The following is a 25,997-nucleotide window of genomic DNA, read 5'->3' on the forward strand; positions in this document are numbered from 1 at the left end:
GTAGTTGTGGGAGCGGGCTTGCCCCGCGATTGGGCCGCAAAGCGGCCCCTATCGAAGAGTAATCAGGCCAGTTCTTCGGCCTGATCCTCACGCACGTCGGCCTTCACCTCATCCAGCCGGCTGATGAACTTCCAGTCCGCCTCATCGATGTAGATACCATTCGGCCCGCTACCGCCTTCCAGGTCGATCGCCACCTTGGCCGACACCTGTGGCTTCACACTCGCCAGAATCGGCACAAAGCCCAGTTGCAGGCTGGTTTCCAGCAAGGCCGCCTGGTTGCGTTCGTCGATGTCTGCCGCCTCGTCGAGGTAGTACGGCAGGCGAATGCGCCCGGCCAGGTCACGGTCCATCAGGTGCAGCAACAAGTACATGTTGGTCAGCGCCTTGATGGTCATGGTGGTGCCGTTGGACGCGGCGCCGTCGATGTCGGCGTGGATCACCGGCTGGCCATTGACCTTGGTGATCTCGAAGGCCAGTTCGAACAGGTCCTTGAGGCCCAGCTGGTTGTGGTTGGCCGCCACCAGCCGTGCCAGGTACTCCTTGGCCTCTTCGTTCTTGTGGTCCTGGTCGGAGTTCTGCGTCAGGTCGAACACCGACAGGGTTTCGCCTTCCTCGTACTGGCCGGCGCTGTGGATGATCTGGTCGATGTGCTTGAGCGCTTCCTTGTTCGGTGCCAGCACCACGCGGAAGCTCTGCAGGTTGGACACCTGGCGTTTGTTGATCTCGCGGTTGAACAGCGCCAGTTGGTGCTCGAGGCTGTCGTAGTCGCTACGGATGTTGCGCAGGGTCCGGGCGATGTCGGTGACTGCGGCGCGGCGCGCCTTGGCCAGGGTCAGGGCCTCATCGGTGCGGTGCGCGTAGGCGTTGACCAGCAGTTGCAGGCGGCGCTCCATGTCGTCTTCGCTGTCGAACTTGGCCACGCCCTTTAGGCGCACCTGGGCGTACAGCGCCTCGATCTGGTTGTCCACCCGCTGCAAGCCCTGCCAGCTGTCCTGGTAGTCGTTGAGCATCGGCAGCAGGTTGTCCATCGAGTCGTCGACCGCTTCCATGAACGGCGTGCCGTAAGGCAGGTCGGCCGGCAGCAGCTGGCGGCGGCGCAGGGCGTCTTCAAGGGTGCGCTGCTTGGACTCCAGGTCGCCGAGCTGGCGGCCGACCAGTTGCAGCTTGGCCGACAGTTGCTGGACGCGCTCGGTGAAGGCATCGCTGGAGCGTTTGAGCTCGTCCTGGGCCGCTTCCAGTTGTGACAAGTGCTCCAGTTTCTCGGGTTCTTCGGCCGCCAGCGTTTCGCTGCGACGGAAGTCTTCCAGCGCCTTCTGCGCATCCAGTACGGCCTGGTACAGGGTTTCCGTCTGCGCCTTGGAGGCGGAGCGGTCGGCGGCCACGGCCTGCTGGGTCTTGAGCTGCTTGAGCTCGCGCTCCAGGCGGTCCTTCTGGTCGCGCAGGGCGGCGCGGTCGGCCAGCGCCTGCAGGGCTGGTGGGTCGATGTGCGAGATATCGATGGAAAGGCCCGGAGCCTCGAAGCGCTCGCCTTTGAAGCCATCGAGCACCGCTTCCAGCGACTTCACCCACAGGTCGCTGTCGTCCAGTTCGATGCCGCGCTCGCCCAGCGGCAGGCTGAACAGCGCGCCGTTGAACAGGCGCATCAGGCGGTCGACGTCCTGCTGCGAGAACTCTTCGCGCAGGCGGGCATAGCTGTTGTTGTCGGCGTGGTCGAGCTGCTGCTTGACCTGCTTGACGCGTTTTTCCAGGTCGCGTACGCGCTCGTCCAGGTCTTCGGCAGAGAACTGCCGCGACTGGGCCAGGGCGCCGGCCAGTTCGTCGTGGGCATCCTTGGCGGCCAGCAACTGCTGCTCCAGGACCTTGACGTCATCGACCAGGGCGAAGCGGCGCTTGAGCACCGACAGCTCGCCGAGCCAGCGCTGGATGCCGGTGATCTCACGCTCCAGCCGCATCAGTTCTTGGGTGCCTCCGCGTTGGTCGTTCTGCAGCCGGTCCTGTTCGCCACGGTAGTGCTCGGACTGGATGACCAGCTCTTCCTTGCGCGCCATGGCGTATTCCTGCCAGGTGCCCAGCAGGTTGTCGAGCAGGGGCGAGAGGCGGTGCAGCTTGCCGCGCAGAATGTCGCGCTGGGCAACGCCACCGGCGAGGGCCTCGACCAGCGGGCCGGCGGCGACCAGGGCGTTGTAGTCCTGCTCCATGCGGCGCACGTCGCGGAAGGCTTCTTCACAGGCCGCGATGTAGTCGACGCTGCCCGAGCGCAGGCTGTGCTCGAAGGCGTCGAGGAACAGCTGCTTGAGCTTGGCTGCGGTGATCTCGCGCATGTGCAGCAGGTTGATGAACAACGCGCGGAAGGTTTTCAGGCTTTGCTCGCTGGTCGAGCGCAGCGGGATCATGGTCAGGTCCAGCGGCACCGAGGTGTGGCCGCCGACCAGCAGCCGACGCAGCTCGTCGGGCTTGAGCTCGTAGGCCTTCAGGCCCAGGCGCTCGAGGTTGGTGAACAGCTCTTTCTGACGCAGGCAGGTGTCGTTCTTCTGGTAGTGGGCCAGGTCCAGTTCGCCTTTGTAGGCGAAGAACTGGTGGCCGAAACCGCCGCCCGGGCCGCGGCCGACCACGCCGATCACGTGCGGGCCGTGGGGCAGGTTCAGTTCGCAGAGGATGTACGAGGTGTCGCTGGCGAAGTAGAAGCGACGCGACTGCTCCAGGCTGTACTTGCCGAAGCTCATGTCGGACATGCGCGCCAGGATCGGGAACTGCAGGGCGTTGATCGAGGCCGATTTACCCAGGTTGTTGGCGCCGTACACCGACAGCGGGTGCTCCAGCGGGAACAGGCCAAGGCTGTAGCCGGCGGTGTTGAGCAAAGCAAAGCGGCGGATGCCGTAGCGTTCCTGGCTCATGCGTCAATCTCCTGTTGCTCTTCGCGGATGGCCCGGGCCAGGGCGTCCTCTTCGCTCTCGTCGCCTTCGAATGGCGACAGGTCGAGCGGGTCGTCGGTGCGGTTGAGTTGCTCCGGGCTTTCTTCCTCGGCCAGTACCGGGGTCGGCAAAGGCAGGTCGCTGTGCAGGGTGGCGGCCAGGTCGCGGTCCTGCTGCACCGACAGGCAGACGTCGAGGAAGCGATGCATCGGCGGCAGGAAGCGGTAGATACCGCCTTCCTCGAAGGCGAAGCCGAGCTGGGTCATGCGCCGCAGGATTTTTTCTTCCAGTTCTTCGACGGTTTGCACTTCGGCCTGCAGGAACAGGTCGCGGTACTTTTCCAGCAGCGATGGCAGTTCGTCGCGGCCAATGCTGCCGCCGTCGAGCACGGCCATTGGGTCGCGGCCCTGGTCGGCCAGGTGCTCGACCAGGATGAAGGTGAACAGCGACAGGCGCTGGGCGGTCTTGTTGACCTGCGCGGCGGCAAGCTCGGGCACGAAGTAATAGAAACCACGGGTGTCGCACACCAATTCGAAGCCCAGGGCCTTGAACAGGGTGCGGTACTGGTCCTGGAAGTTCGACAGCTGAGCGTACAGCTCGGGGTCACGGCGGCTGACGTGGAAACCTTTGAACAGCTCGCGGAAGATCGGTGCGAGCTGGGACAGTTCGGAAAGATCAAGATGCATTGGCTGGGCTCGCGTTGGATTCGGCAGTCGTTCTGGCGACGTCTTCACGGCTGGACGTCAGGGCGAACGAGCGCAGGCTGACCAGGTGTTCGTGGGTGGTGTAGTCGCGGCGTTCGAGGCGCTCGCGCTGGAAGCGCTTCTCGCGCGACAGGCGCGAGAACCAGTACAGCAGTTCGTCGGTGGCGCCGTCGGGCTCCTGCTCCAGTAGCCAGACCATCAGGTCGGGCAGCGGCAGGGCCTGCTCGCAGCGTTCGAGCATTTCCTTGACCGTGCGTGGCGCGCGCGGCAACGGGTCTTTGTCGGTCTTGTGCGCCTTGGGGAAGCGCGCAGGCTTGGGCTCGAAGCGGGCCAAAGCGTAGACATAGGCCTCGACCTGGCTGGCGCTGCCGAGGAAGGTGCTCTGCGGCCGGGTGAACATCGGCATGGCCGCTTGCGGCACGGCATCGATGCCCTTGCGGCGGATCACCGACAGCGCCAGGGCGGCGCCACGGGTCACGGCGTTGTGCCGGCGCGCTTCTTCGCGCAGTGGCAGCAGCAGTTCACGGGCGTGGCGCAGGGTCAGCTGGGCGCTGGTCTGCATTTCCAGGATGCGCGCGTGGGTACGCAGCAGCATGTCGTCGTCGACCAGGTGGCCCAGGCGCGCCTGCTCGCCCAGCAGGCGCAGCAGCACGGTTTCGACCTTGCGCACGCCCTGTTCGAAGGCGCCGTCGGCGTTGACCAGCTGGATCATCGGCTCGACGTACTCGTCCCAGGTTGCGAGGACTTCAGCGTAGCGCTGGCGCAGCGGGATCTGGCGGTTGCTGGTCTTGGCCCGCTCGGCCACGGCCACCAGCGCCTGCTCGTCGTTGTCGAGCTTCTTCAGCACATCGCGCACGCGCATGTCGAGCAGGCGCAACTGGCGCGCCAGGTCGTCGCTGTCGCGGTTGTCGAAGGCATCCTGGATGTGCCCGGCAAGGCGTTCCAGGTGGCGCAGGTAGGCTTCGATCTCCAGGCACAGGCCCAAGCGGTGTTCGCGGCGTAGGTAGGCGAGGAAGTCGTGGATCTGGGCGTTGAGCTCGAAGCGGTTCGGGCTCTTGGCCACCGGCACCAGGATATCCAGGCGGATCCACACGTCGAGCAGCTGGGTGATGTCCTGCGGGGTACTCTCGACCTGCTGGCGGGCCACATGCTGACGCAGTTCGACCAGGCTCAGGGTGCCCTGGTCGAAACGTTCGCACAGCGGCTCGATCAGGGCCCAGTGTTCGGCTAGGGCGCGCAGGACGCGCTTGGGTTCGATCATGGCTTCGACTCGTTGCCAAGAAAAAGGGGGCGATTGTACTGCATACGGGGGGGAGGATTTCACCCCTTGGTCTGTAATGAGAAATGGCCTTTGTTTATTTGTGTGTATGGCGGGAGGGCTTTGGCGCCTGGAAGACCGAGCGCCGCCCGGGCGGCGCTCGGTCTTCCAGGCGCTGCAAAAACCCCGCCGTACGCGTTACAATGCCCGATTGATATAACCCCCCGGATACCCGCCTCGTGCTGACCGAACCCCGTCGCCGCGCCTACCTTTCCGCCATGCAAGTGGTGCACTGGCTGCCGCGCGCCGAACTGCCGTTCGCTGCACCGTCGCGCCCCGAACTGTTGTTGCCGGTGGCCCCGGTCGAAGACCTCGACTTCGACGTCAAACCAGCGCCCGCCGCCAACGAAGCCCCTGCCGCCCCCCAGGCGCGCAGCGGCGAACGCCCGAAAATCGAGATTCCGCGCCCAGGCAGCACCCCCAAGCCTGCCGCCAAGCCCATCGAAGCCGAAGAACCAGCCCCCGCACCGCGCCCGGTGCCGGTGCCGCCACCGCGCTTCTCGTTGCAACTGCTGCGCGCCGGCAACTGCCTGCTGCTGGTGGAGCTGGCCACCGGCCAGCCGTTCCAGAGCCGCGACCCGTCCTACTTGTTGCTCAAGGACATGCTGCGCGCCGCCGGCCTGCCCGACGCCCCACAGATCATCGGTGAGCCGGTGCGCTGGCCGCTGCTGGTGCGCGGCAACATGGACCAAGGCCCGGACGCTGCACGCGATTTCGTCCAGGGGTTCATCCAGGCCCGCCTGGAAGAGGCACCCTGCACCTGCTTGTGGTTGATCGGCCTGCCCGCGCTGCGCTTTGCCGGCAATACCGACGCGCACACCTACTACCAAACACTGAAGCTTGAGGGCCTGGGCGATGCCTGGGCCTTGCCGGGCCTTGAACTGTTGATGGACGAGCCGCAACGCAAGGCGGACGTCTGGCAAGCCATGCGCCAGCTGATGGCGCGCTGGAAGAGCGTTGAATGAGTGACTCGATCAGTTTCCGCCCGATGACCGAGGCGGATCTGGATGCCGTGCTTAAGATCGAATATGCCGCGTTCAGCCATCCCTGGACCCGCGGAATCTTTCTGGATGCGCTCAAGTCCTACGAAGTGTGGCTGATGTTCGACGGCCAGCAGCAGGTCGGCCATGGCGTGATCAATGTGATCATCGACGAGGCGCACCTGCTCAACATTACCGTCAAACCCGAGAACCAAGGTTTCGGCCTGGGCCTGCGTCTGCTTGAGCACCTGATGGCGCGGGCCTACCAGCTCAATGGCCGCGAGTGCTTCCTGGAAGTGCGCGCCAGCAACCAGTCGGCCTATCGGTTGTACGAGCGCTACGGGTTCAACGAAATCGGCCGCCGCCGTGACTACTACCCGATGGCCGGCGGCCGTGAAGATGCCCTGGTGATGGCCTGCACCCTGTTCGAGGAGTGACCCCTCGAGTGCAGGCCTTGTCACACAGGTACAACCTGATGAGGCAAGACCATGCACGACCTGCAGGAACTGATCGACAACAATGCACGCTGGGCCGATGCCATCACCCAGCGTGACCCCGATTTCTTCGCCAAACTGGCCCGTCAGCAAACCCCCGAGTTCCTCTGGATCGGTTGCTCCGACGCCCGCGTGCCGGCCAATGAAATCGTCGGCATGCTGCCTGGCGACCTGTTCGTCCACCGCAATGTCGCCAACGTGGTGCTGCACACCGACCTGAACTGCCTGTCGGTGATCCAGTACGCCGTCGAAGTGCTCAAGGTCAAACACATCCTGGTCACCGGCCACTACGGTTGCGGCGGCGTGCGCGCTGCCATGCAGGACCGCCAGCTCGGCCTGATCGACGGCTGGCTGCGTTCGATCCGCGACCTGTACTACGAAAAGCGCGGCGAACTGGCCAAGCTGGAAACCGAAGAGGCGCAGGTCGATCGCCTGTGCGAGCTGAACGTCATCCAGCAGGTCGCCAATGTGGCCCACACCAGCATCGTGCAGAACGCCTGGCATCGCGGGCAGGAGCTGTCGGTGCATGGTTGCATCTATGGCATCAAGGACGGGCGTTGGAAGAGCCTGGACACCACCATCAGCGGCTTTGCCCAACTGCCACCGCAGTATCGGTTGCGGGCGTTGGAGTAGGCGGTGTGTTGCCCTGCGTTTCTGCTTACATAACTTGAAACAGGGTGTTCGATCTCGTTGAGCAGGGGAGTGGGGATGACAGGCGCGAAGTGGCTGCTGATGGCGATGGGCATGTGGGTGGTTAGTGTCGCGCACGCCGATGACCGTGACCTGTGGATGTTCGCCCAATGGGCCGGCGATCATCAAACACGCCCCTTCCGCGAAATGCTGGTGGATGCCCGGCTGTATGGGGTGGTGCCGATCCATCAACTGCTTCGCTCGGCCTCTGACTGGAAGCTGTGCCGGGCATCCCCCTTCGCCGTGCCACCTGCCAGCCAATGGCCTGCGGTGCGCTCGACGCTGGCATTGCTCAACACCCTCGACGACCAGGGCATCCTGCGCCAGTTCGAAGTGGTCTCGGCCTACCGCGACCCCAGCCTCAACCGATGTGCGGGCGGTGCCGTGGGTAGCGCCCATACCCGCGCATTCGCCGTTGATATCCTGTTGCCGGCCTGGGCCGACCCCAACCCACTGTGCAGTTTCTGGCAACAACACGGCCAGGCCTGGAACATGGGCCTGGGCCGTTATCCGTCAGGTCGCATCCATATCGACACCGCCGGCTATCGCACCTGGGGTGGCGATGGCAGTGCGGGCTCGTCGTTCTGCGCCAGGCCCAGGTGAGCCAGGCAGGCTTGGCATTCGCTGATCACCCACTCGGCAAAACGCTGGCGCTTGCCGCCATCGTCCAGCGGCTGCGGGCTGAGCAGGTGATACGCAGAGCCGTCGCGCAAGAAGCCGAAGGGGGCCTGCAGTTGGTCGCTGTCGAGCTCGTCGCGCACCATCAGCGCTGAGCCCATGGCCAGGCCCAGGCCCGCACTGGCGGCCTGGATCGACAGGTAGAAGTGCTCATAGTCGCTGCGCTCGGTGTGCCTGGCCCGTTGCGTGCTCAGGCGCAGCCAGGTGGGCCAGGCGCTGGGCCGCGTGCGGCTGTGCAGCAGGCGTTGACCATACAGGCTGGTGACGGCGCCGGGGCGGCACACCGGGCCGATCCATTCGTCGCAGATCTTGCGGTGATGGAGTTGGCGGTCCCAATGGAAGTCATCGCGGCGCAGCGCCAGGTCGACGCCGCTGCGTGTAAAGTCCACTGGCCCACCGGCGGCTACCAGATGCAGCTGCAGGTCGGGGTGGGCGGCGTTGAAGCGGGGCAGGCGCGGGATCAGCCAGCGCATGGCGATGGTGGGCTCGCAGGAGAGTACCAGCACATTGTCGCTGGCCTGCTGTTGCAGGCGCTGCACGGCGCCTTCGAGCTGTTCGAACATGGCCTGGGTGGTGCCCTGCAGGGCGCGGCCGGCGGCAGTGAGGAAAATGGCCCGGTTGCGGCGCTCGAACAATTCGACGCCAAGGCTTTCTTCGAGCAGGCGTACCTGACGGCTGACCGCGCCATGGGTGACGTGCAGGCGCTCGGCGGCGCGCACGAAGCTTTCGGTTTCGGCGGCGATGTCGAAGTAGCGGAAAGCGTTGAGGGGCGGCAGTTTCATGCTGTGCTGTCTGTGAGAAGAACTAGCGGATAACCGCCACTATAAATCGATTTTTCCCAGTTAATAAGCCCGGGATAATCGGCGCGTCTGTGCATTTTCATCGCCTATCGAGACCCGCCAATGACTGAACTCATCGCTGTAGCCCTGTTCACCGTCCTCGCCGTCATCAGCCCTGGCGCCGACTTCGCCATGGTCACCCGCAGCAGTTATGCACAGGGCCGCAAGGCCGGGCTGGCGGCTGCGGTGGGGATTGCATTGGGCGTACAGGTGCATGTGCTGTACACCGTACTGGGCATTGCGGTGATCATCAGCCAGAGCCCGACGCTGTTCCTGTGCATGAAGGTGGTGGGCGCGGGTTACCTGGTCTACCTGGGCTACAAATCGCTGACCAACACCGCGCGCATCAGCCTGGACGGTATCGACCGGCACACTGGCGCCAGCCTTGCGGCCGCGCTGCGCACCGGCTTTCTCACCAATGCCTTGAACCCCAAGACCATGCTCTTCGTCATCAGCGCCTACACACAAGTGGTGCAGCCGGGCAGCCCGTTGGCACTGGACTTCGCCTACGGCGCGTTCATGTCTTTTGCCCACTGGCTGTGGTTCAGTCTGGTGGCCGTGTTTTTCTCCAGCACGGCGTTGCGCAAGGCGATGATCGAGCGACAGCGGCTGGTGGACCGGGTGATCGGGCTGGCATTGATCGGCCTGGGCCTGGCGGTGGCAGTCACAGGTGTGCGTTGATGTGACGATTGCAAGTTGGGGTGCTGGCCATATAGGCCGCACCCAAACAGCTCAGGCTGTGCTTTTTCGCAGGCAAAGAAAAAGGGCTTACCTTTCGGTAAGCCCTTTATCATGTTTGGTGGCTACACAGGGACTTGAACCCCGGACCCCAGCATTATGAATGCTATGCTCTAACCAACTGAGCTATGTAGCCAATGGCGCGCATTATTCCCTTGTGATGCCCCTCTGTCAACACTCATTTCAAAAAAAATTTGCACGCTTTCAAAAACTTAGCCGCCAGGGCCGGCCTCAGCGCACGATCAGCCAGTGGTCGAGCACGCCCTGCAGCTGCAATTGCTGGGTGCTGGCCAGTGCGGCAAGGCTTTCGGCAGGGCGGTCGAGGCTGAAGTCGCCGCTCACGCGTCGATGGGCGGCCTGCTCGTCGAGCATCCACAGGCGTTGCCCCTGGTACCCCGCCAGGCGCTCCAACACCTGCCCCAGCGGCATGTCGGTGGCTCGCAGGCGGCCGTTGCGCCAACTGTCGGCGGTCTTCATGTCGGCTTTTTGTACAGGGTCGATCCGTGTGGCATCGAATGTCACCCGTTCGCCGGCAGAGACCAGGCGCTGTTCGCCACCCTGGACCACCATCGCCTTGCCACTGAGCACCACCAGTTCGTTGTGGTCGGCAAAGCGGGCAATTTGCAGGCGGGTACCGAATACCTGGATGCGCGCATCGCCCACGTCCACTTCCATGGCGCGGCCATCGAGCAGTACCTCGAGGTACACCTGGCCTTGTACCAGGTGCAACTGGCGGGTACGCCCGCGCAGGTCGACGTTCATCGCGCTGGCGCTGTCCAGGTGCACGGTCGAGCCGTCGGCCAGGCGCAGGCTGCGGCGTTCGCCAACATCGGTGTGCATTTCGCTGCCCAGGCGTTGCATCAGCGGCCAGTACAGGTAGGCCAAGGTGCCCATCACCAGTAGAAACACCAGCGCCAGCCATTTGCCCAGGTGGCTGCGGCGCGCCGTTAGCTGCCGGGGTTGCGGGCGAGCCGGTGCGGGTTGCAGCTGTTGCCAGAAGGTTTCCAGCTCAGCGTAAGCCTGGGCGTTTTGCGGCACTTGGCACCAGGCGGCAAACACCTGGCGTTCGCCTTCGTCACACCCGGGCTGACGCAAACGGGAGAACCACTCCAGGGCTTCCTGCTGCGGGTCGGGCTGGAATTGCTTGGCGGGCATCGGGCTCATGGGATCGGTCTGCTCACGATAGGGGCCGTTTCGCCCAACGATGACAGGGGAATGAGTCGAGGATGCTAAATATATTGAGAACCATTTACAAGTACGTCTCGACGGAGGGGTAAAAAAGGTAGCTATGTATCTATTTGTTTCCTGATAATCGGATCCCAAATCTGCGGACGGAGATTCAGGCACATGGCCACCAGTAGCACCTCCACGGCTTCCACCAGCGCAGCGGCGAACCCTGCCAACCCGTTGGTGATGCGCATCATCGGTTTCTGCGCCCTGGCGCACCTGATCAATGACCTGATCCAGTCGGTGCTGCCAGCCATCTATCCGATGCTCAAAGCCAACTACGACCTGAGCTTCGCCCAGATCGGCATGATCACCCTGACCTTCCAGATCACTGCCTCGCTGCTGCAGCCTTGGGTGGGCTTCTTTACCGACCGTCGGCCTGCGCCGAACCTGCTGCCGCTGGGCACCTTGTGCACACTGGTGGGCATCGTCATGCTGGCCTTTGTCGGCAGTTTCCCGATGATCCTGCTGGCCTCGGCGCTGGTCGGCATCGGCTCGTCCACCTTCCACCCAGAGACCTCGCGCATTGCACGGTTGGCCTCGGGTGGGCGCTTTGGCCTGGCCCAGTCGACCTTCCAGGTGGGCGGTAACACCGGCTCGGCGCTTGGGCCGCTGTTGGCGGCGGCCATCGTCATCCCGTTCGGGCAGACGCACGTCGCCTGGTTCGGCCTGGCGGGGCTGTTCTTCTTCGCCGTGACCCTGATGCTGCGGGGCTGGTACAAGGAGCACCTGAACCAGGCCAAGGCGCGCAAGGCCGTGCAGGCTACCCATGGCATCTCGCGCAAGCGGGTGATCGCGGCGCTGATCGTGCTGGGCCTGCTGGTGTTCTCGAAGTACTTCTACATGGCCAGCTTCACCAGCTACTTCACTTTCTACCTGATCGAGAAGTTCGACGTTTCGGTGGCCAGCTCGCAATTGCACCTGTTCCTGTTCCTGGGCGCGGTGGCGGCGGGTACGTTCTTTGGCGGGCCGATCGGTGACCGTATCGGGCGCAAGGCGGTGATCTGGTTCTCCATCCTGGGGGTCACCCCCTTCACCCTCGCGCTGCCGTATGCCGACCTGTTCTGGACCACGGTGCTGAGCGTGGTGATCGGCTTCATCCTGGCATCGGCGTTTTCCGCCATTGTGGTGTATGCACAGGAACTGGTGCCGGGCAGCGTGGGCATGATTGCCGGGATCTTCTTCGGTTTGATGTTCGGCTTCGGTGGGATTGGCGCCGCGCTGCTTGGCTATGTCGCGGACCTGCGCGGTATCGAGTATGTGTATGGGGTGTGCTCGTTCCTGCCGTTGTTCGGGTTGTTGGCGGTGTTTTTGCCTAGTACTCGTAAGCGCTGAGGCGTTTGGGGGCTGCTGCGCAGCCCATCGCGACGCAAGGCCGCTCCTACAGGGATTGCGAGCGGCCCTTGGATTGACGATTCCACCTGGCTTGGCCTAGAGTGCCGCCTCTTTTCTCCAACCTGCGTAGTCAAAGCAATGCGCCGTAACCCGTCCCTGCCAAATGCTCGCCAGCCTGCACTGCAGGCACTGCGTCGTGCGTGGCCGAGTGACACGGTGCTCAAGCGTCGGCGCAGCGTGCTGTTTGCCTTCACCTTCTCGCCACACCTTGCCCTGAACTGATCTGCGCTTTTGCGTCGTCCGCCGCCCTGGCGTGCGCGCTCGTGTTTGCTCGTCTTTTCGGTTTGCAAGGAGTGGTAAATGAACATGCGTTTGCTGGCGGGCCTGTTGTTCGCCGTGTCGGTGGTGGGCTTCAGCCTGGGGGCCAGCCTGCCGTTGGTGTCGTTGCGCCTGCATGAGGCCGGCGCAGGCACCCTGGAAATCGGCATCATCTCAGCCATCCCCGCAGCGGGGATGATGCTCTCGGCGTTCATGGTCGACGCCTGCTGCCGCTTGCTGACCCGGCGGACGATCTACCTGCTGTGCTTCAGCCTGTGCACCGTCAGCATCGCCTTGCTGGAGTCGGCCTTCGACTCGATCTGGCTGCTGGCGCTGCTGCGTCTGGGCCTGGGCATCGGCATGGGGGTTGCCATCATTCTGGGCGAGTCCTGGGTCAACGAGCTGTGCCCCGAGCACAATCGCGGCAAGATCATGGCCCTGTACGCCACCAGCTTTACCGGTTTCCAGGTACTCGGCCCGGCGATGCTGGCTGTGCTGGGGGCCAACAGCCCATGGATCACCGGCGTGGTCACCGCCTGCTATGGCCTGGCCCTGCTGTGCATCGTGCTGACGGTGCCCAACGACTATGTGGAACATGAAGAAGGCGAAAAGAGCTTTGGCCTGGCCGGCTTCTTCCGCGTGGCGCCAGCCTTGTGCGTGGCGGTGCTGTTCTTCTCCTTCTTCGATGCCGTGGTGCTGTCGCTGCTGCCGGTATATGCCACCAGCCATGGCTTTGCCGTAGGCGTGGCGGCGCTGATGGTGACGGTGGTGTTTGCCGGCGACATGCTGTTCCAGCTGCCATTGGGCTGGTTGGCCGACCGGGTCGAGCGTACCGGCCTGCACCTGGTGTGCGGCCTGGTGGCGATGCTGATCGGCATCGGCCTGCCGTGGTTGCTGCAGATGACCTGGTTGCTGTGGCCACTGCTGGTGGTGCTGGGCGCTGTGGCGGGAGGCATCTACACCTTGGCACTGGTGCTGATCGGGCAGCGCTTCAAAGGGCAGGACCTGGTCACGGCCAATGCCAGTGTCGGCCTGCTATGGGGAGTGGGTAGCCTGGTCGGGCCGCTGGTCAGCGGCGCGGCGATGGATGTGGCGCCGCACGGGTTGCCGATGGCGCTGGCGCTGATGGCGGGGCTGTTTGTCTGCTTTGCCCGGCAGTCGTACCGGCGGGCAGGGCGGTTGCGCGCAGTGGCGGACTGATCACAGGCTTTTTCAGGCGGCGCCGATGCTCACCCAGTAACGCGTGCGGTAGTCGACCCGCACCGGCAGGCTGCGGGCTAGCAGTTGCAGAATCTGCTCGGTGTCGGCCAGTTGGTAAGTGCCGGAGACCTTGAGGTTTGCCACGTCGTCAGCACAGCGCAGCAGGCCCGGGCGGTAGCGCGAGAGTTCGGCGGTAAATTCCCCCAGCGGCATCTGCTGCACGCTGAGCACGCCGTCGGTCCAGCCCCAAGGGTCGCTGTGCAGGCTGACGGCCTGCAAGTTGCCGTTGGCCTGCACTTGCAGCGTTTCGCCGGCATGCAGCAACCGTGCGTGGGCAGAGGCGGGGAACAACGTCACCTCGCCACCGCGTACTGCCAGCAGCAAGCCCTTGTCGTTTTCGCGTAGCAGCAGTTGCCCGTCGCGGGTGCTCAGGGTGCCAACACGGGTATCGATGCGGAAAGGGCGGTTGTCGTTGGCGTTGCTGTCCAGGCTCACCTCGCCCCGTAGCAGCTCAAGCTGACGTTGTTCGGCGCTGTAGCGCAGGTCGATGGCGCTGTCGGTGTTGAGCTGGATGCGGCTGCCATCGCTGCCGTGCAATTGCCGGCGCTCGCCCGTGGCGGTGCTGCTGTCTGCCAGTAGCTGCGGCAGGCCCAACGGTTCGCGTGCGGCCCAGCCCAGGCTGCCGCCGGCGGCCAGCAGCGCCAGCAGTTTGAGGTGGTCACGGCGGCTGCTGCGCTGGCGTTGGCTGGCGTCGAGGGTGCTGCGGCTCAGGGCCTTGGGGAGCCCGGCCAATTCGTCGCTGAGGTTGCTGACGCGCTGCCAGGCCTTGGGGTTGTGCGGATGGCTGGCCAGCCATTGCTGGAATTGCCGCTCGGTGCGCGGGCTGGGGCTGTCGAAGCGCAGCTTCACCAGCCAGTCGATGGCCTGGTCGACCTGGGCCTGTGCGGGCGCGCCGTCAGAGGTCGACATAACGCAACCGGTAGCAGACACCCAGGGCCTTGGCCAGGTCGCGCTCGATCGTCGCGCGGGCCACATCCAGCTGCACAGCGATCTGCGTGATGCTCAGCCCGTCAATCTGGGCCAGCAGAAAGGCCTGGCGTGTACGCGGCTTCAGCGTGTGCAGGGCGCGGTCGAGGCGCTCCAGGGTATCGAGAATGACCAGCCGGTGTTCTTCGCTGGGCACCTCGGCTTTGGGCAGCAGGGTCAGGCTTTCGTGGTAAGCCCGCTCCAGGGCGCGGCGGCGGAACTGATCGATCATCAGGCCGCGGGCGATGGCGCTCAGGTAGGCGCGGGGCTCCTTTAGCGGCGAAGCCTGGCGGGCGCGCAACAGCCGCACGAAGGTATCCTGGGCCAGGTCGGCGGCATGCTCGTGGCAGCCGACCCGGCTGCGCAGCCAGCCGCTGAGCCAGGCGTGGTGGGACTGATAGAGCAGAGCAACCTCGGTCGGCTTGAGCGTGTCGGTGGTCTGCATCGTAGCGAAGGCCTGATCCGGTGAGCGTGTGTGATTGTGAATAGTTCTCAATTCTATGCGCGGAGCGCGGCGCGGATCAATGGTATGCCAGGAATTAGCCGCGCAAGATCCGGCGTTTCACCGATGAACGGTTGGGCTAAGCTGGGCCTGTCATCGACCTGTTGGAGGCGCAATGATTCTGGCTGACCTTTCGCCCGAAGCTTACCGCGAGGCCAGCCGGCACCTGGCCGCATCGGACCCGGACTGGGCACGGCACATTGCCGCGATCGGGCCGTGCCTGCACCAGGCAACGCCCGGGCGCGAGCCTTATGAGGCGCTGGTACGGGCAATTGCCTACCAGCAGTTGCATGCCCGCGCCGCCGAGTCGATTCTGGGAAGGCTGTTGGCGCTGTTCCCCGAGGGCAGTTTTCCCGCCCCGGAGCAATTGCTGGCCGTGACACCTGAGGCGATGCGCGCATGCGGTTTTTCGGCGAGCAAGACGGCCACCGTGCAGGGTATTGCCCAGGCTCGGCTCGAGGGTTTGGTGCCCAGCCGCCAGGAGGCGCTGGCCATGGCTGACGAGGTGTTGATCGAACGCCTTGTGGCCCTGCGTGGGGTAGGGCGCTGGACGGTGGAGATGTTGCTGATTTACAGCCTTGAGCGCTCGGACATTCTGCCGGTCGACGACTTCGCGGTACGCGAGGGGTATCGTCGACTGAAGGGGCTGGAGAAAGCACCGACGCCGGCGCAGATGCGCTCGCTGGGCGGTGGCTGGTGCCCGTACCGGACCGTGGCAGCCTGGTACCTGTGGCGGGCCTGATGTTTTTGCATTGGCGGTACAGGCGAGACAGACAAGAGGTAACCCGCGATGAAACCCTACACCACCCCCGAGCAGCGCTGGCAAGCCGTGCAGGCCCGTGACAGCGCCGCCGCCGGCCACTTCGTCTATGCCGTACGCACCACGGGTATCTACTGCCGACCAGGGTGCAAGTCGCGCATGGCCAAGCGCGAGAACATCGCGTTCTTCAACGATACCGCCGCCGCCGAAACCGCCGGCTACCGCGCCTGCAAGCGTTGCGCGGGTGACAGCGGTGCCAGTGCAACCCGGCGCAGCGAGCTGGTGACGCGTGCCTGCCGCCTGATCGAGGGCGCTGCCAGCGGGCCAAACCTGGACCAGCTCAGCGCGCAGCTCGCGGTCAGCCCCTTTCACCTGCACCGTCTGTTCAAGGCCGAAACCGGCCTCACCCCCAAGGCCTATGCCTCGGCGTTTCGCGCCCGACGCCTGCGTGAGCACCTGGAACAGGATCAGCGTTCGGTGACCGATGCCATCTACGACGCTGGCTACAACTCCAACAGCCGGTTCTACGAAAGTGCCGGGCAGCGCCTGGGCATGCGGCCCAAGGCCTACCGTGCCGGCGGGGCAGGGGCGACCATTCGTTTTGCGCTGGGCCAGTGTTCGCTGGGGTCGATCCTCGTGGCCCAGAGCGAGAAGGGTATCTGCGCGATTCTGCTGGGCGATGACCCCGAGCCACTGTTGCAGGCCTTGCAGGACCAGTTCCCCAACGCTCGGCTGATCGGCGGTGATAGCCATTACGAGCGGGTGGTCGCCGAGGTGGTGGGCTTTGTGGAAGCCCCCGCGCTGGGCCTTGCGCTGCCGTTGGATATCCAAGGCACGGCATTTCAGGAGCGGGTCTGGCAGGCCTTGCGTGAGGTACCTGCCGGCTGTCGGGTCAGCTACACCGACATCGCCGAGCGTATCGGCGCACCCAGGGCGGTCCGCGCCGTGGCCATGGCCTGCGCGGCCAACCGCATTGCCGTGGCCATTCCTTGCCATCGGGTGGTACGTCGCGACGGCGACATCAGCGGCTATCGCTGGGGTGTGGAGCGCAAGCAGCAACTGCTCAAGCGAGAAACGGCACTCTCCTGATCGCGTGAAGCCGCGTAGAATCCCCCGCCAAATCGAAATGCATAGAGGATTGTTCGATGAGGCGTGTCAGCCTTGCCCGTTATTGCCTAGGCGTATTGGCCCTGATGCTGGCGTTGGCCACTCCGGCCTGGTCCGCTCCGGCCCCGCCAGCCTCCAGCCTGGCGGCTGCCGAGTTGCCGGTGCTCGATGAGAACGCGAGCCTTGAACAGTTGAGTGATCGACTCGACCTGATCCGCCAGGGCGTGACCAGCAGCGCCAATGACGATGTGCTTTCGCAACTGCGTCAGGCTGCCATACAGGTTCAGCGGCAGGCCGATGCCCTTGGTGCGCTGCGTACTGCCGACGTGCAAGGCCTGGACGACAAGCTCAAGGTGCTGGGCCCGCAGCAGCCGGATGAACCTGCCAGCATCACCCTTCAGCGCAAGGACCTCGAAGCCCAGAAAAAGACCGTGCTGGCCGAGCAGGAGCAGGCCACCAAGCTGACCCAGTCGGCCCGGGACCTGTCCACGCAGATCGTCAACCTGCGCCGCAGCCAGTTCAACTCGCAGGTCACCAGCCGCGCCACCAGCCCGCTGACCCCCGCGTTCTGGCAGTCGCTGATCCGCCCCACCGATGAAGACGTGGCACGCCTGCGCGACCTGCGTGGCGAGGCGGCCGATGCCGTGGCCAGCGCGTTCAGTGCAGAACATCGCTGGTTTTTCCTCAGCAGCCTGGTGGCGGCCATCCTGGTGTGGACGCTGGTTCGTCGGCTGCTTGAACGCCTGCTGGCAGATGCGATGATCCGCTGGCTGCCCGAAGGCCGCCTGCGCCGCAGCGCCTTGGCCCTGAGCGTCAGCCTGGCGACGCTGGGCACCATCGCCGGTTCCGTGTCGCTGCTGCGCTGGGGCCTGGAAAGCAGCGCCGAGCTGGGCACGGATATCGCCAGCCTGGCTAACCACATCCTTACTCTGGTGGTGTTCAGCGCCTTCATTTCAGGCCTGGGCCGCGCCATGTTGATGCTGCAGCGCCCGTCCTGGCGCCTGCCACCGATCCACGATGAGGTGGCCAGCGCCCTGGGCTGGTTCCCTAAATTGCTGGCCCTGGCGTTGATGGTGCTGCTGACCCAGGAGCGCATTAACAGCGTGATCGGTACCAGCCTGGCGCTGACCGTGGCGACCAACGGCCTGACTGCGCTGGTGGTGGCGGTGATTTTCTCGGTGGCCTTGCTGCGCTACCGCCGCACCTTGCGCAAGCATGAGCTGGAACGCCCGACTGGCCTGGCGGGGCTGATCCCCTTCGTCATCGTGGTATGGGTGGGGCTGATCGTACTGGCCCTGTTGGCCGGTTTCCTGACCCTGGCGTACTTCCTTACGGCCAAGTTGCTGTGGATCAGCGTGGTGGCGACCTGTGCCTACCTGCTGACCACCTTCCTCGGTGACCTGTGCGAAACCCTGCTGTCGCCCCGCCAACCGGGCGGCCTGGCCCTGGCATCGACATTGGGCCTGGCTCCGCGCCATCAGGCCCAGGCCAGCACCATTTTGGCTGGCATCGGCCGTACCGTGCTGCTGTTCCTGGCGGTACTGCTGGCCTTCACGCCTTCGGGCACCAGCCCCGGTGAGTTGCTGCTCAGCCTGGGGGATTGGGATGGCACCGGTGGCAAGATGCTCGGCAACTTGAACATCGTGCCGCAAGATATCCTGCTGGCCGTGGCGATGTTCTTCGGCGGCATGTTCGGCATCCGTGTGCTCAAGCGCTGGTTGAGCGAGCGCCTGCTGCCGGAAACCGACATGGACGCCGGCATGCGTGCCTCGCTGGTGACCCTGGTGGGGTACCTGGGCTTCCTGTTCCTGGCCATGCTGGTGATGTCGACCCTGCGTATCAACCTGACCAGCCTGACCTGGGTGGTGAGTGCGTTGTCGGTGGGTATCGGTTTTGGTCTGCAGCAGATCGTGCAGAACTTCATCTCGGGTCTGATTCTGCTTACCGAGCGCCCGGTAAAGGTGGGCGACTGGGTCAGCCTGGCCGGTGTCGAGGGTGACATCCGCCGCATCAACGTGCGCGCCACCGAGATACAGATGTCTGACCGCTCGACAGTGATCGTGCCCAACTCGCAGTTCATTTCACAGAACGTGCGCAACGTGACCATGGGCAATGCCCTTGGGGTGGTCAGCGTGACCCTGACCTTGCCACTGGAAACCGATGCCAACCGCGTGCGCGACCTGCTGCTGGCGGCGTATCACGAGCACGAAGCGATACTGGATGCACCCGCGAGTTCGGTGTCGTTCAAGGACCTGACGAGCAGTGGCATGGTGATTGCGGTCAGTGGTTACGTGGCCGGGCCGCGGCAGGTGTCCGGCACCCGCAGTGACCTGCTGTTCACCATTCTTGGGCGGTTGCGTGATGAGGGGATCCCCTTGTCTTCGCCGCAGAGCATGGTGTTGCTGCAGGAAGGTTCGCGCCCGGCCGACGAGCCGGCGTGAGTTTTGGGGGGCGCCCAGCGCCCCCCGCTTCAATGCTGCTTGGCCTGCCTGATCCGCAGCAATATCACCAGCAGCACCAGCAACACCGGCGGCGCCATCGCCATCAGCGCATCCTTCGCCGTCAGCTCCAGCCCCAGCACATTCAACCCGCCATACAGCAGCTTGAACAGGTTCAGCAGGTAATAGGTGATGGCGATGATCGACAGCCCCTCCACCGCCCGCTGGATCTTCACCTGGGCATCGGCCCGGGCATTGAGGCTGTGCAGAATCCCGGCATTCTGTTCTTCCATCTCCACCTGTACCCGCGCCTGCAGCAGGTCACCCAGGTTGGCGACGTTCTTCGCCAGCTGTTCCAGCCGTTGCTCGGTCGCCGCGCAGTAGCGCACCGTTGGTTTGAAACGGCGCTCGATGAACACCCCAAGGCGTTGGCAATCGCCCACATGGCTCTCGCGCAATTCGCCCAGGCGCTCGAACACCAGCTGCGCATAAGCTTGCGTGGCGCCGAACCGATGGCGGGTTTTCACGGTGCGGCTGACCACCTGCCGCGACAGGTGGGCGATGGCGTCGAGCAGGCCTTTGGAGTCGCGTCCATCGCCCCCGGCACTGCGTTCGGAAAGGCTCACCAGGGTTTTGTCGAAGGCGTCCAGTTCCTGGCTCAGCGCCTTGGCCGTGGTCAGGGTCAGCGAGGCCATCATGCGGTAGGTCTCGATCTCCAGCAGGCGCCGGATCATGCGGCCCTGGCGGTAGGCATTGAGGCGGCGGTTGATGAACACGAAGCGGTTGGTGCCGTCGGCGGTCAGGCGAAAGTCGCTCCACACCACCGCATCGCCACCGCCGACGCAGGAGCCGCACGGGTCCTTGAAGCCGTAATCGGGCAGGTTCAGGTCCTGCTCGTCGCGCACCAGCACTTGCACCGCGTTGATCAGTTGCGCCGCCTGGGGCGCGATGGCGTCGGCCAGCACCGCTGGCAGCGGTTGCCATTGGGTGTCGGCGGCCGAGCAAGGCACTACCAGGGTCAGGGTGAAGAACTCGGTATGGCGCTCCCACTTGAACGGGTGGCCATCGAGCTGGGTAATGCCTTGCGCAGCGCCGGCATCTGCAGCCTGTGGGCAGCAGCGCTGCAATAGCGCGGTACAGGCGGCATCGCCGCCCAGCAGGGCGAGGTGGAAGACATGCGCAGGGCCATCGAAATACAGCGACGGGCGGGCGTGCAACTCGTTGTGCAAGGCGGTGCGTTGAGGGTGCATGGTGGTCCGGCCTGGTGTTGTGATTGTGGGGGTACCAGGGAGTGGGACTTGGCGGGGGGAGGGGAAAGTCACGCGCGGGAGATTTCTATTGGTTGTGCTGGCCTCTTCGCCGGCAAGCCAGCTCGCACAGGTTGGCGCACCATTCGAGTGCTGGCGCTATCCCTGTAGGCGTTGGCTTGCCGACGAAAGGGCCGCAATGCGGCCCCAGCGATATCAGCCCAGGCAGCGCGTCACATGCTTCACCGACAGATACCCCGACAACCCCCAAGGCCCGAGCTCTCGCCCAATGCCGCTGCCCTTGGTGCCGCCCCACGACGTTTCGACGAACACCGCCTGCACCGAGTTGATCCACACATGGCCAACTTCCAGGGCATCGGCCACCCGCTCTGCGCGTTCCAGGTCCGCTGAACAAACGGTGGCGACCAGGCCGAAGCGGCTGTCGTTGGCTTCGGCAATTGCCTGCGCTTCGGTGGCGAAGCGGCGTGCGCACAGCACCGGGCCAAAAATTTCTTCGGTCCACAGGCGGCTGTCTGCCGGCACGTCCACATACAACGTCGGGCTGACAAACCAGCCGTCACGGTCCAGCGCCTTGCCACCGGCCAGGCACTGCAGGCCCTCTTCGCGTGCAGTGGCAAAGTAGCTGGCAACCTTCAGCCACTGCGCCTGGCTGGTCAGTGGCCCCATGTCCACTTCTTCGCTCAACGGGTTGCCCACCCGCAGGTTGTCCAGTGCAGCCTGCAAACGCGGCAGCAGTGCATCGGCAATGCCGTCCTGCACCAGCAAGCGCGAGGTGGCCGAGCACATTTGCCCGGCGTTCCAGCTGATGCCGGCGACAATCCATTCCACCGCCTGCTCGACATCGCAATCATCGAACACCACGATCGCCGACTTGCCGCCCAGCTCCAGGGTCACCGGCCGGCACTGCGCCGAAGCGCTGCGCATCACCTGGCTACCGACGCTGTTGCTGCCGGTGAACGACAACTTGTCCAGGCCATTGTGGCCACTCAGCGCGGCGCCGGTTTCGGCCTTGCCGTTGACGATGTTCAGCACACCTGCGGGCAGGCCCAGGGTATCGGCGATCTGGCCGTACGTCTGCTCGATCAGCGGGGTAACCTCCGAGGGCTTGAGCACCACGGTGCAGCCTGCGGCCAAGGCCGGGGCAAGCTTCCAGGCGCTGGTCACCAGCGGGAAGTTCCACGGTACGATCAGGCCGACCACGCCAACCGGCTCCAGACGGGTGCGGGCGGTGAAGCCAGGCGCGGCCAGGGGTACGTCGCAGTTTTTCTGCGGCAACTGCTCAGCCAGGTCGGCGTAGTAATTGAACGTGGCAATCGCGTCGTCCAGGTCGATTTCGGCCTCATGGCGCGGCTTGCCGTTGTTGCGCATCTGCAGGGTGATCAACGCTTCGCGGCGTTGCCCGAGCTGCTCGGCAAAGCCGCGCAGGTACGCAGCACGCTGGCTGGCGTTGGTCTGCTTCCAGGCGGGCAGAGCTTCGCGGGCGGCAGCCACGGCTTGGTCGACCTGGGCGACGCTGGCGGCCATCAATTCGGCAAAGGGCAGGCCCAGGGCAGGGTCATTGACGCTGATGCAGTCGCTGCCTTGGCCTTCGACCCAGCGGCCGGCGATGTAGTGAGAAGTGGTCATGGGCAGACTCCAGTCAGGCTATTTCGGCAGTGATTAGCGGCGCATGCGGGGTGCTTTTGCAGCGCACCCAGCGCGGGCCATCAGGCCCATACACGCCAGCAGGTTCAGGGAACAGGTTGAGCAGCACGAGGTAAAGCACCCCGGCCAGCCCCAGGGTTACCGGCAGGCTCAGGTCGATGCCGCCGGCCAGGTCGCCCAGCGGGCCGACGAACTGCCCCGGCAGGTTGACGAAGCACAGGCCGACCGCCGCGCTGGGGATCCACGCCCCCATGCCGCGCCAGTTCCAGCCGTGCGTGAACCAGTAATGGCCGCCGCGCTGGCCACGGGTGAACACCTGCAGGTCATCGGCATGGTAGAAGCCGCGGCGGGTGATCAGGCCGAGGATCATGATCACCATCCAGGGGCTGGTGCAGGTGATGATCAGCACGGCGAAGGTCGACACGCTCTGCACCAGGTTGAAGGTGAAGCGGCCAATGAAGATGAAACCGATCGCCAGCACGCCGATCAGCAAGGTGGCGCCGGCACGGCTGAGCAGGCGTGGGAACACGCTGGACATGTCCAGGCCGGTGCCATACAGCGCAGTGGTGCCGGTGGACATGCCGCCGATCACCGCGATCAGGCACACCGGCAGGAAGAACCAGTTAGGCGAGACCGCCAGCAGGCCGCCGACGTAGTTGTTGGCCGCGATGTAGTCCGGTGCCTGGCTGGCGACCAGGGTGGCGGTGCACAGGCCGAACAGGAAGGGGATCAGCGTCGCGGCCTGGGCGGCGATCACGGCCAGCATGATGCGCGGCTTGGGGGTTGCCCGCGGGATGTAGCGCGACCAGTCGCCGAGGAAGGCACCGAACGAGACCGGGTTGCTCATGGCCAGGATCGCCGCGCCGACGAAGGCGGCCCAGAAACCCGCCTGGCCGAGGTTGACGCTGCCGGCGTAGCCCGCATCGAACGGACCGGCGAAGGCGACGATGCCTAGCAGAAACAGCAGGCTCGACGCCCACACGGCAATCTTGTTGACCCACAGCATGAAGCGGAAGCCGAAGATGCACACCACCAGTACCAGCACCGCGAACAGGCCATAGGCCAGGCCCAGGGTCAAGTCGGTTTCCGGCAAGCCGGCCAAGCGCTTGGCACCGCCGACCAGGGCATCGCCCGAGCTCCACACCGACAGCGAGAAGAACGCCACGGCGGTGAGCAACGACAGGAACGAGCCGACGATACGCCCGTGCACGCCGAAGTGCGCGCCCGAAGACACCGCGTTGTTGGTGCCGTTGAGCGCACCGAACAGGCCCATGGGGGCGAGGATGATGGCGCCGATGCCGACCCCGAGCAAAATTGCCCAGACCCCGGCCTGGAACGACAGCCCGAACAGCACCGGGAAGCTGCCCAGCACGGCAGTGGCAAAGGTATTGGCACCGCCGAAGATCAGGCGGAACAGGTCTAGCGGCGCGGCGTGGCGTTGATCGTCGGGGATCTGTTCGACACCGTTGGTCTCGATACCGGTCGATTGGCTCATGGTGATGCTCCAGCGCGGTTGTTGTCGGCCGGCGCGGTGCGCGGGCCTTATTGTGGGTGCGATGGCAGAGCGGCAAGGCCGCAAAAGAAGGTTCAGGCGGTGGTGACGACCGACAGGTGCTCATGGCAGGCCAGCCAGCGTTCGCCGTGGCGGCGGAACACGATGGTCTCGCGTTCAGCCAGCTGGTGTTCGTCACCGGCGATACGGATATGCGTGGCCACATCGTGCATGAAGATCGCCACGTCGCCTTGCAGGCTCACCTGGGCATTGCCCGATTCACACGCCAGCACGGCGAAGCCTTCGGCCTGCCACTGGGCCCAGAGGTCTTCATAGTCGCGGCGCGACAACAGCGGCTGGGCCAAGGTGTGGAAGAGGAAGGTGGCGTCTTCGCTGAAGCAGGCGAAGTAGCGAGCGGTGTCGTTGCTGGCAAAGGCATCGACGAGGTCGGCGGCGGCCTGCCGTACCTGGAGTGTCTGGTCCACGGGAGTGGCCTCACGGTTTTTGTGATTGTGGTGAGCGATTCTGGTGGCGGTGGGCGAGGGGAAAAATCGCTGGGGGCAAATAATCAGTTCAGGAAATTGTGAAGTGAGCGGTGGGGGCTCGCCTTGGCTGTTTTGGCGCCTATGAGATCGAGCGCCGCGTGGGCGGCGCTCGATCTCAAGAACGGACCCGACTGACGGTTACCGCAGTCGCTCATCCTTGCCTACGCTGATACTCCCTATCCGCTGATGCAAGGAGCTCCACCATGGCCTTCCAATACACGCGTCTGGACAAGAACAACGTCGCAGTCCTGCTGGTCGATCACCAGACCGGCCTGCTTTCGCTGGTACGGGATATCGACCCGGACCGTTTCAAGAACAACGTTCTGGCCCTGTCGGACCTGGCCAAGTACTTCAAGCTGCCGACCATCCTCACCACCAGCTTCGAAACCGGCCCCAATGGCCCGCTGGTCCCCGAGCTCAAAGAGCAGTTCCCCGACGCCCCCTACATTGCCCGCCCCGGTAACATCAACGCCTGGGACAACGAAGACTTCGTCAAGGCCGTCAAGGCCACGGGCAAGAAGCAACTGCTGATCGCTGGTGTGGTGACCGAAGTGTGCGTGGCGTTCCCGGCACTGTCGGCCCTTGAGGAGGGCTTCGAGGTCTTCGTCGTCACCGACGCCTCTGGCACCTTCAACGAGTTGACCCGCGATTCGGCATGGCGCCGCATGGAGGCCGCCGGGGCGCAACTGATGACCTGGTTCGGTGTGGCCTGCGAGCTGCACCGCGACTGGCGCAACGACGTTGAAGGGCTGGGGACGTTGTTCGCCAACCACATTCCCGACTACCGCAACCTGATGACCAGTTACAACAAGCTGGCCAAATAACCCGGCCATTGTCCGCCCTCTCCAAAGGGGGGCGGTGCTGTGGTAGCAAGCGAAGCGGCAAACCCCCGTGGATCGACCATACTGAACCTTCATTCGCCGCCGGGAGCGACCCATGTCGAAGTCAGCCAGGAAGAAGACCCCACAGGCACAGCCGGAAAAGTTGGGCGGCAAGGCCTACGAGAAGGCGCTCAAGCAGCTTCACGTCGAGTTGGTGAAGCTGCAGGAATGGGTCGTGGCCAAGGGCCTGAAGGTGTGCATCGTCTTTGAAGGCCGGGACGGCGCGGGCAAGGGTGGGACCATCAAGGCCCTCACCGAGCGTGTCAGCCCGCGAGTATTCCGTGTGGTGGCGCTGCCGGCACCGACCGAGCGGGAAAAGTCGCAGATGTACGTGCAACGCTACCTGGGCCATCTGCCCGCTGCGGGCGAAGTGGTGATCTTTGACCGCAGTTGGTACAACCGCGCCGGCGTCGAGCGGGTGATGGGCTTTTGCAGCGATGAACAAGCCGACAAGTTCCTCATGGTGGTGCCGCTGTTCGAGAAGATGATGGTCGAGTCGGGGATCATCCTGATCAAGTACTGGCTGGAAGTGAGCGCCGAAGAGCAGACCCGCCGCCTGCAGGACCGCATCAGCGATGGGCGCAAGCTGTGGAAGCTGTCACCCATGGACCTGAAGTCGTATAGCCGCTGGGATGATTACACCAAGGCGCGCGACGCGATGTTCGCCGCCTCGGATTCCTCCTGGGCACCCTGGTTCATGGCCCATTCCAACGACAAGCGGCGGGCGCGGCTGAACATCATCAGCCACCTGCTCACTCGCATTCCCTACAAGGACATCACCCGCGACCAGGTCGTGAAGTTGCCCAAGCGCGGCAAGGTCGGCAAGTACAAGGCGGTGGCCTACCCGTTCAAGGTGGTTGAAGAGCGCTTCTGACCCCCTCCTTGCGGGGAGCCTAAAGGA

Annotated in this window: 24 protein-coding genes and 1 tRNA gene; 13 read left to right on the forward strand and 12 right to left on the reverse strand. The window is 64.5% G+C overall.

Features of this window, described 5'->3' with window-relative positions; all coding sequences use genetic code 11:
- Nucleotides 1-62 precede the first annotated feature (62 nt).
- Genes mksF through mksB form a run of 3 tightly spaced genes read right to left on the reverse strand, consistent with a single transcriptional unit; the run spans nucleotide 63 to nucleotide 4,877 of the window.
- Nucleotides 63-2,894, reverse strand: a complete 2,832-nt coding sequence (gene mksF / locus LJX93_RS03520) for an Mks condensin complex protein MksF (protein WP_033701369.1) — start codon at nucleotides 2,892-2,894, stop codon at nucleotides 63-65.
- Nucleotides 2,891-3,598, reverse strand: a complete 708-nt coding sequence (gene mksE / locus LJX93_RS03525) for an Mks condensin complex protein MksE (RefSeq protein WP_033701368.1) — start codon at nucleotides 3,596-3,598, stop codon at nucleotides 2,891-2,893. The genes mksF and mksE overlap by 4 nt, the downstream gene beginning before the upstream one ends.
- The gene (mksB, locus tag LJX93_RS03530) at nucleotides 3,588-4,877 is read right to left on the reverse strand and encodes an Mks condensin complex protein MksB (RefSeq protein ID WP_033701367.1); all 1,290 of its coding nucleotides are present in this window, start codon (nucleotides 4,875-4,877) and stop codon (nucleotides 3,588-3,590) included. Before mksB ends, mksE begins: the two co-directional genes overlap by 11 nt.
- 236 nt (nucleotides 4,878-5,113) lie before the next feature.
- On the opposite strand from mksB, the gene LJX93_RS03535 reads away from it, so the two are divergent.
- From LJX93_RS03535 to LJX93_RS03550, 4 genes are all read left to right on the forward strand, one after another.
- Entirely contained in the window at nucleotides 5,114-5,899 is a 786-nt protein-coding gene (locus tag LJX93_RS03535; RefSeq protein WP_033701365.1) for a hypothetical protein, read from the forward strand.
- Nucleotides 5,896-6,351: a ribosomal protein S18-alanine N-acetyltransferase gene (gene rimI / locus LJX93_RS03540; protein WP_047582784.1), complete on the forward strand. Its 456-nt coding sequence runs from the start codon at nucleotides 5,896-5,898 to the stop codon at nucleotides 6,349-6,351. Before LJX93_RS03535 ends, rimI begins: the two co-directional genes overlap by 4 nt.
- Nucleotides 6,352-6,402: 51 nt before the next feature.
- Nucleotides 6,403-7,041, forward strand: coding sequence for a carbonate dehydratase (can, locus tag LJX93_RS03545; RefSeq protein ID WP_033701363.1), 639 nt, complete (start codon nucleotides 6,403-6,405; stop codon nucleotides 7,039-7,041).
- A gap of 75 nt (nucleotides 7,042-7,116) precedes the next feature.
- On the forward strand, nucleotides 7,117-7,701 hold the full coding sequence (locus tag LJX93_RS03550; protein ID WP_077068631.1) for a D-Ala-D-Ala carboxypeptidase family metallohydrolase: 585 nt from the start codon (nucleotides 7,117-7,119) through the stop codon (nucleotides 7,699-7,701).
- Here LJX93_RS03550 and LJX93_RS03555 read toward each other — a convergent pair.
- Nucleotides 7,641-8,558 (reverse strand): LysR substrate-binding domain-containing protein, encoded by a 918-nt coding sequence (locus LJX93_RS03555; protein WP_033701362.1) that lies wholly within the window; start codon nucleotides 8,556-8,558, stop codon nucleotides 7,641-7,643. The two genes, LJX93_RS03550 and LJX93_RS03555, sit on opposite strands and share 61 nt — an antisense overlap.
- A gap of 120 nt (nucleotides 8,559-8,678) precedes the next feature.
- Here LJX93_RS03555 and LJX93_RS03560 point away from each other — a divergent pair, with 120 nt between their 5' ends.
- Nucleotides 8,679-9,296: a LysE family translocator gene (locus tag LJX93_RS03560; RefSeq protein ID WP_033701361.1), complete on the forward strand. Its 618-nt coding sequence runs from the start codon at nucleotides 8,679-8,681 to the stop codon at nucleotides 9,294-9,296.
- Nucleotides 9,297-9,412: 116 nt separating this feature from the next.
- On the opposite strand, the gene LJX93_RS03565 is transcribed toward LJX93_RS03560, so the two are convergent.
- Together LJX93_RS03565 and LJX93_RS03570 are read right to left on the reverse strand one after the other, a co-directional pair.
- A tRNA-Met gene (locus tag LJX93_RS03565) sits at nucleotides 9,413-9,489 on the reverse strand.
- Nucleotides 9,490-9,584: 95 nt separating this feature from the next.
- Nucleotides 9,585-10,508 carry a FecR family protein gene (locus LJX93_RS03570; RefSeq protein ID WP_033701359.1) on the reverse strand — a complete coding sequence of 308 codons (924 nt, stop codon included), beginning with the start codon at nucleotides 10,506-10,508 and terminating at the stop codon, nucleotides 9,585-9,587.
- Nucleotides 10,509-10,700: 192 nt separating this feature from the next.
- Between LJX93_RS03570 and LJX93_RS03575 the strand changes: the two genes are divergently transcribed.
- The 3 genes from LJX93_RS03575 to LJX93_RS03585 all read left to right on the forward strand — a co-directional run bounded on the left by LJX93_RS03575 (nucleotide 10,701) and on the right by LJX93_RS03585 (nucleotide 13,433).
- Nucleotides 10,701-11,915 carry an MFS transporter gene (locus tag LJX93_RS03575; RefSeq protein ID WP_033701358.1) on the forward strand — a complete coding sequence of 405 codons (1,215 nt, stop codon included), beginning with the start codon at nucleotides 10,701-10,703 and terminating at the stop codon, nucleotides 11,913-11,915.
- A 138-nt stretch (nucleotides 11,916-12,053) separates the two neighbouring features.
- The gene (locus LJX93_RS03580) at nucleotides 12,054-12,197 is read left to right on the forward strand and encodes a hypothetical protein (RefSeq protein ID WP_167334465.1); all 144 of its coding nucleotides are present in this window, start codon (nucleotides 12,054-12,056) and stop codon (nucleotides 12,195-12,197) included.
- A gap of 78 nt (nucleotides 12,198-12,275) precedes the next feature.
- The gene (locus LJX93_RS03585; RefSeq protein ID WP_033701357.1) at nucleotides 12,276-13,433 is read left to right on the forward strand and encodes an MFS transporter; all 1,158 of its coding nucleotides are present in this window, start codon (nucleotides 12,276-12,278) and stop codon (nucleotides 13,431-13,433) included.
- A 12-nt stretch (nucleotides 13,434-13,445) separates the two neighbouring features.
- Here the strand turns inward: LJX93_RS03585 and LJX93_RS03590 are convergent, their stop codons facing one another.
- Both LJX93_RS03590 and LJX93_RS03595 read right to left on the reverse strand, forming a co-directional pair.
- Entirely contained in the window at nucleotides 13,446-14,402 is a 957-nt protein-coding gene (locus tag LJX93_RS03590; protein WP_033701355.1) for a FecR domain-containing protein, read from the reverse strand.
- On the reverse strand, nucleotides 14,389-14,904 hold the full coding sequence (locus LJX93_RS03595) for a sigma-70 family RNA polymerase sigma factor (protein WP_227696757.1): 516 nt from the start codon (nucleotides 14,902-14,904) through the stop codon (nucleotides 14,389-14,391). The genes LJX93_RS03590 and LJX93_RS03595 overlap by 14 nt, the downstream gene beginning before the upstream one ends.
- A gap of 172 nt (nucleotides 14,905-15,076) precedes the next feature.
- Here LJX93_RS03595 and LJX93_RS03600 point away from each other — a divergent pair, with 172 nt between their 5' ends.
- Genes LJX93_RS03600 through LJX93_RS03610 form a run of 3 tightly spaced genes read left to right on the forward strand, consistent with a single transcriptional unit; the run spans nucleotide 15,077 to nucleotide 19,269 of the window.
- Nucleotides 15,077-15,703, forward strand: a complete 627-nt coding sequence (locus LJX93_RS03600) for a DNA-3-methyladenine glycosylase family protein (RefSeq protein WP_156310551.1) — start codon at nucleotides 15,077-15,079, stop codon at nucleotides 15,701-15,703.
- 48 nt (nucleotides 15,704-15,751) lie between these two features.
- Entirely contained in the window at nucleotides 15,752-16,810 is a 1,059-nt protein-coding gene (gene ada / locus LJX93_RS03605) for a bifunctional DNA-binding transcriptional regulator/O6-methylguanine-DNA methyltransferase Ada (RefSeq protein ID WP_095064011.1), read from the forward strand.
- Between the two features lie 56 nt (nucleotides 16,811-16,866).
- Nucleotides 16,867-19,269 (forward strand): DUF3772 domain-containing protein, encoded by a 2,403-nt coding sequence (locus LJX93_RS03610; protein ID WP_033701350.1) that lies wholly within the window; start codon nucleotides 16,867-16,869, stop codon nucleotides 19,267-19,269.
- Between the two features lie 29 nt (nucleotides 19,270-19,298).
- Here the strand turns inward: LJX93_RS03610 and LJX93_RS03615 are convergent, their stop codons facing one another.
- The 4 genes from LJX93_RS03615 to LJX93_RS03630 form a co-directional block, all read right to left on the reverse strand.
- The gene (locus LJX93_RS03615) at nucleotides 19,299-20,516 is read right to left on the reverse strand and encodes a DUF3422 domain-containing protein (protein ID WP_033701349.1); all 1,218 of its coding nucleotides are present in this window, start codon (nucleotides 20,514-20,516) and stop codon (nucleotides 19,299-19,301) included.
- A 213-nt stretch (nucleotides 20,517-20,729) separates the two neighbouring features.
- Nucleotides 20,730-22,160 (reverse strand): aldehyde dehydrogenase family protein, encoded by a 1,431-nt coding sequence (locus LJX93_RS03620; RefSeq protein WP_095064012.1) that lies wholly within the window; start codon nucleotides 22,158-22,160, stop codon nucleotides 20,730-20,732.
- 13 nt (nucleotides 22,161-22,173) lie between these two features.
- The gene (locus tag LJX93_RS03625; RefSeq protein ID WP_227696759.1) at nucleotides 22,174-23,673 is read right to left on the reverse strand and encodes a purine-cytosine permease family protein; all 1,500 of its coding nucleotides are present in this window, start codon (nucleotides 23,671-23,673) and stop codon (nucleotides 22,174-22,176) included.
- Between the two features lie 92 nt (nucleotides 23,674-23,765).
- Nucleotides 23,766-24,155 (reverse strand): YybH family protein, encoded by a 390-nt coding sequence (locus LJX93_RS03630; RefSeq protein ID WP_033701345.1) that lies wholly within the window; start codon nucleotides 24,153-24,155, stop codon nucleotides 23,766-23,768.
- A 263-nt stretch (nucleotides 24,156-24,418) separates the two neighbouring features.
- On the opposite strand from LJX93_RS03630, the gene ycaC reads away from it, so the two are divergent.
- Together ycaC and ppk2 are read left to right on the forward strand one after the other, a co-directional pair.
- Nucleotides 24,419-25,039 carry an isochorismate family cysteine hydrolase YcaC gene (gene ycaC / locus LJX93_RS03635; protein ID WP_033701343.1) on the forward strand — a complete coding sequence of 207 codons (621 nt, stop codon included), beginning with the start codon at nucleotides 24,419-24,421 and terminating at the stop codon, nucleotides 25,037-25,039.
- A 112-nt stretch (nucleotides 25,040-25,151) separates the two neighbouring features.
- Nucleotides 25,152-25,970, forward strand: coding sequence for a polyphosphate kinase 2 (gene ppk2, locus LJX93_RS03640; protein WP_033701341.1), 819 nt, complete (start codon nucleotides 25,152-25,154; stop codon nucleotides 25,968-25,970).
- The last annotated feature ends 27 nt before the right edge of the window (nucleotides 25,971-25,997 follow it).

This window comes from Pseudomonas sp. HN2-3 (assembly GCF_020691745.1).
Classification (GTDB): Bacteria; Pseudomonadota; Gammaproteobacteria; order Pseudomonadales; family Pseudomonadaceae; genus Aquipseudomonas; species Aquipseudomonas capeferrum.

What these genes read in the sequence shown, in the direction of transcription:
- LJX93_RS03560 (WP_033701361.1), top strand. Translation starts at nt 8,679, where the DNA reads ATGACTGAACTCATCGCTGTAGCCCTGTTCACCGTCCTCGCCGTCATC.
- LJX93_RS03620 (WP_095064012.1), bottom strand. Translation starts at nt 22,160, where the DNA reads ATGACCACTTCTCACTACATCGCCGGCCGCTGGGTCGAAGGCCAAGGC.
- can (WP_033701363.1), top strand. Translation starts at nt 6,403, where the DNA reads ATGCACGACCTGCAGGAACTGATCGACAACAATGCACGCTGGGCCGAT.
- mksF (WP_033701369.1), bottom strand. Translation starts at nt 2,894, where the DNA reads ATGAGCCAGGAACGCTACGGCATCCGCCGCTTTGCTTTGCTCAACACC.
- ycaC (WP_033701343.1), top strand. Translation starts at nt 24,419, where the DNA reads ATGGCCTTCCAATACACGCGTCTGGACAAGAACAACGTCGCAGTCCTG.
- rimI (WP_047582784.1), top strand. Translation starts at nt 5,896, where the DNA reads ATGAGTGACTCGATCAGTTTCCGCCCGATGACCGAGGCGGATCTGGAT.
- LJX93_RS03590 (WP_033701355.1), bottom strand. Translation starts at nt 14,402, where the DNA reads ATGTCGACCTCTGACGGCGCGCCCGCACAGGCCCAGGTCGACCAGGCC.
- LJX93_RS03550 (WP_077068631.1), top strand. Translation starts at nt 7,117, where the DNA reads ATGACAGGCGCGAAGTGGCTGCTGATGGCGATGGGCATGTGGGTGGTT.
- mksB (WP_033701367.1), bottom strand. Translation starts at nt 4,877, where the DNA reads ATGATCGAACCCAAGCGCGTCCTGCGCGCCCTAGCCGAACACTGGGCC.
- LJX93_RS03585 (WP_033701357.1), top strand. Translation starts at nt 12,276, where the DNA reads ATGAACATGCGTTTGCTGGCGGGCCTGTTGTTCGCCGTGTCGGTGGTG.
- LJX93_RS03555 (WP_033701362.1), bottom strand. Translation starts at nt 8,558, where the DNA reads ATGAAACTGCCGCCCCTCAACGCTTTCCGCTACTTCGACATCGCCGCC.
- LJX93_RS03610 (WP_033701350.1), top strand. Translation starts at nt 16,867, where the DNA reads ATGAGGCGTGTCAGCCTTGCCCGTTATTGCCTAGGCGTATTGGCCCTG.
- LJX93_RS03625 (WP_227696759.1), bottom strand. Translation starts at nt 23,673, where the DNA reads ATGAGCCAATCGACCGGTATCGAGACCAACGGTGTCGAACAGATCCCC.
- ada (WP_095064011.1), top strand. Translation starts at nt 15,752, where the DNA reads ATGAAACCCTACACCACCCCCGAGCAGCGCTGGCAAGCCGTGCAGGCC.
- LJX93_RS03570 (WP_033701359.1), bottom strand. Translation starts at nt 10,508, where the DNA reads ATGCCCGCCAAGCAATTCCAGCCCGACCCGCAGCAGGAAGCCCTGGAG.
- LJX93_RS03580 (WP_167334465.1), top strand. Translation starts at nt 12,054, where the DNA reads ATGCGCCGTAACCCGTCCCTGCCAAATGCTCGCCAGCCTGCACTGCAG.
- ppk2 (WP_033701341.1), top strand. Translation starts at nt 25,152, where the DNA reads ATGTCGAAGTCAGCCAGGAAGAAGACCCCACAGGCACAGCCGGAAAAG.
- LJX93_RS03615 (WP_033701349.1), bottom strand. Translation starts at nt 20,516, where the DNA reads ATGCACCCTCAACGCACCGCCTTGCACAACGAGTTGCACGCCCGCCCG.
- LJX93_RS03600 (WP_156310551.1), top strand. Translation starts at nt 15,077, where the DNA reads ATGATTCTGGCTGACCTTTCGCCCGAAGCTTACCGCGAGGCCAGCCGG.
- LJX93_RS03575 (WP_033701358.1), top strand. Translation starts at nt 10,701, where the DNA reads ATGGCCACCAGTAGCACCTCCACGGCTTCCACCAGCGCAGCGGCGAAC.
- LJX93_RS03595 (WP_227696757.1), bottom strand. Translation starts at nt 14,904, where the DNA reads ATGCAGACCACCGACACGCTCAAGCCGACCGAGGTTGCTCTGCTCTAT.
- mksE (WP_033701368.1), bottom strand. Translation starts at nt 3,598, where the DNA reads ATGCATCTTGATCTTTCCGAACTGTCCCAGCTCGCACCGATCTTCCGC.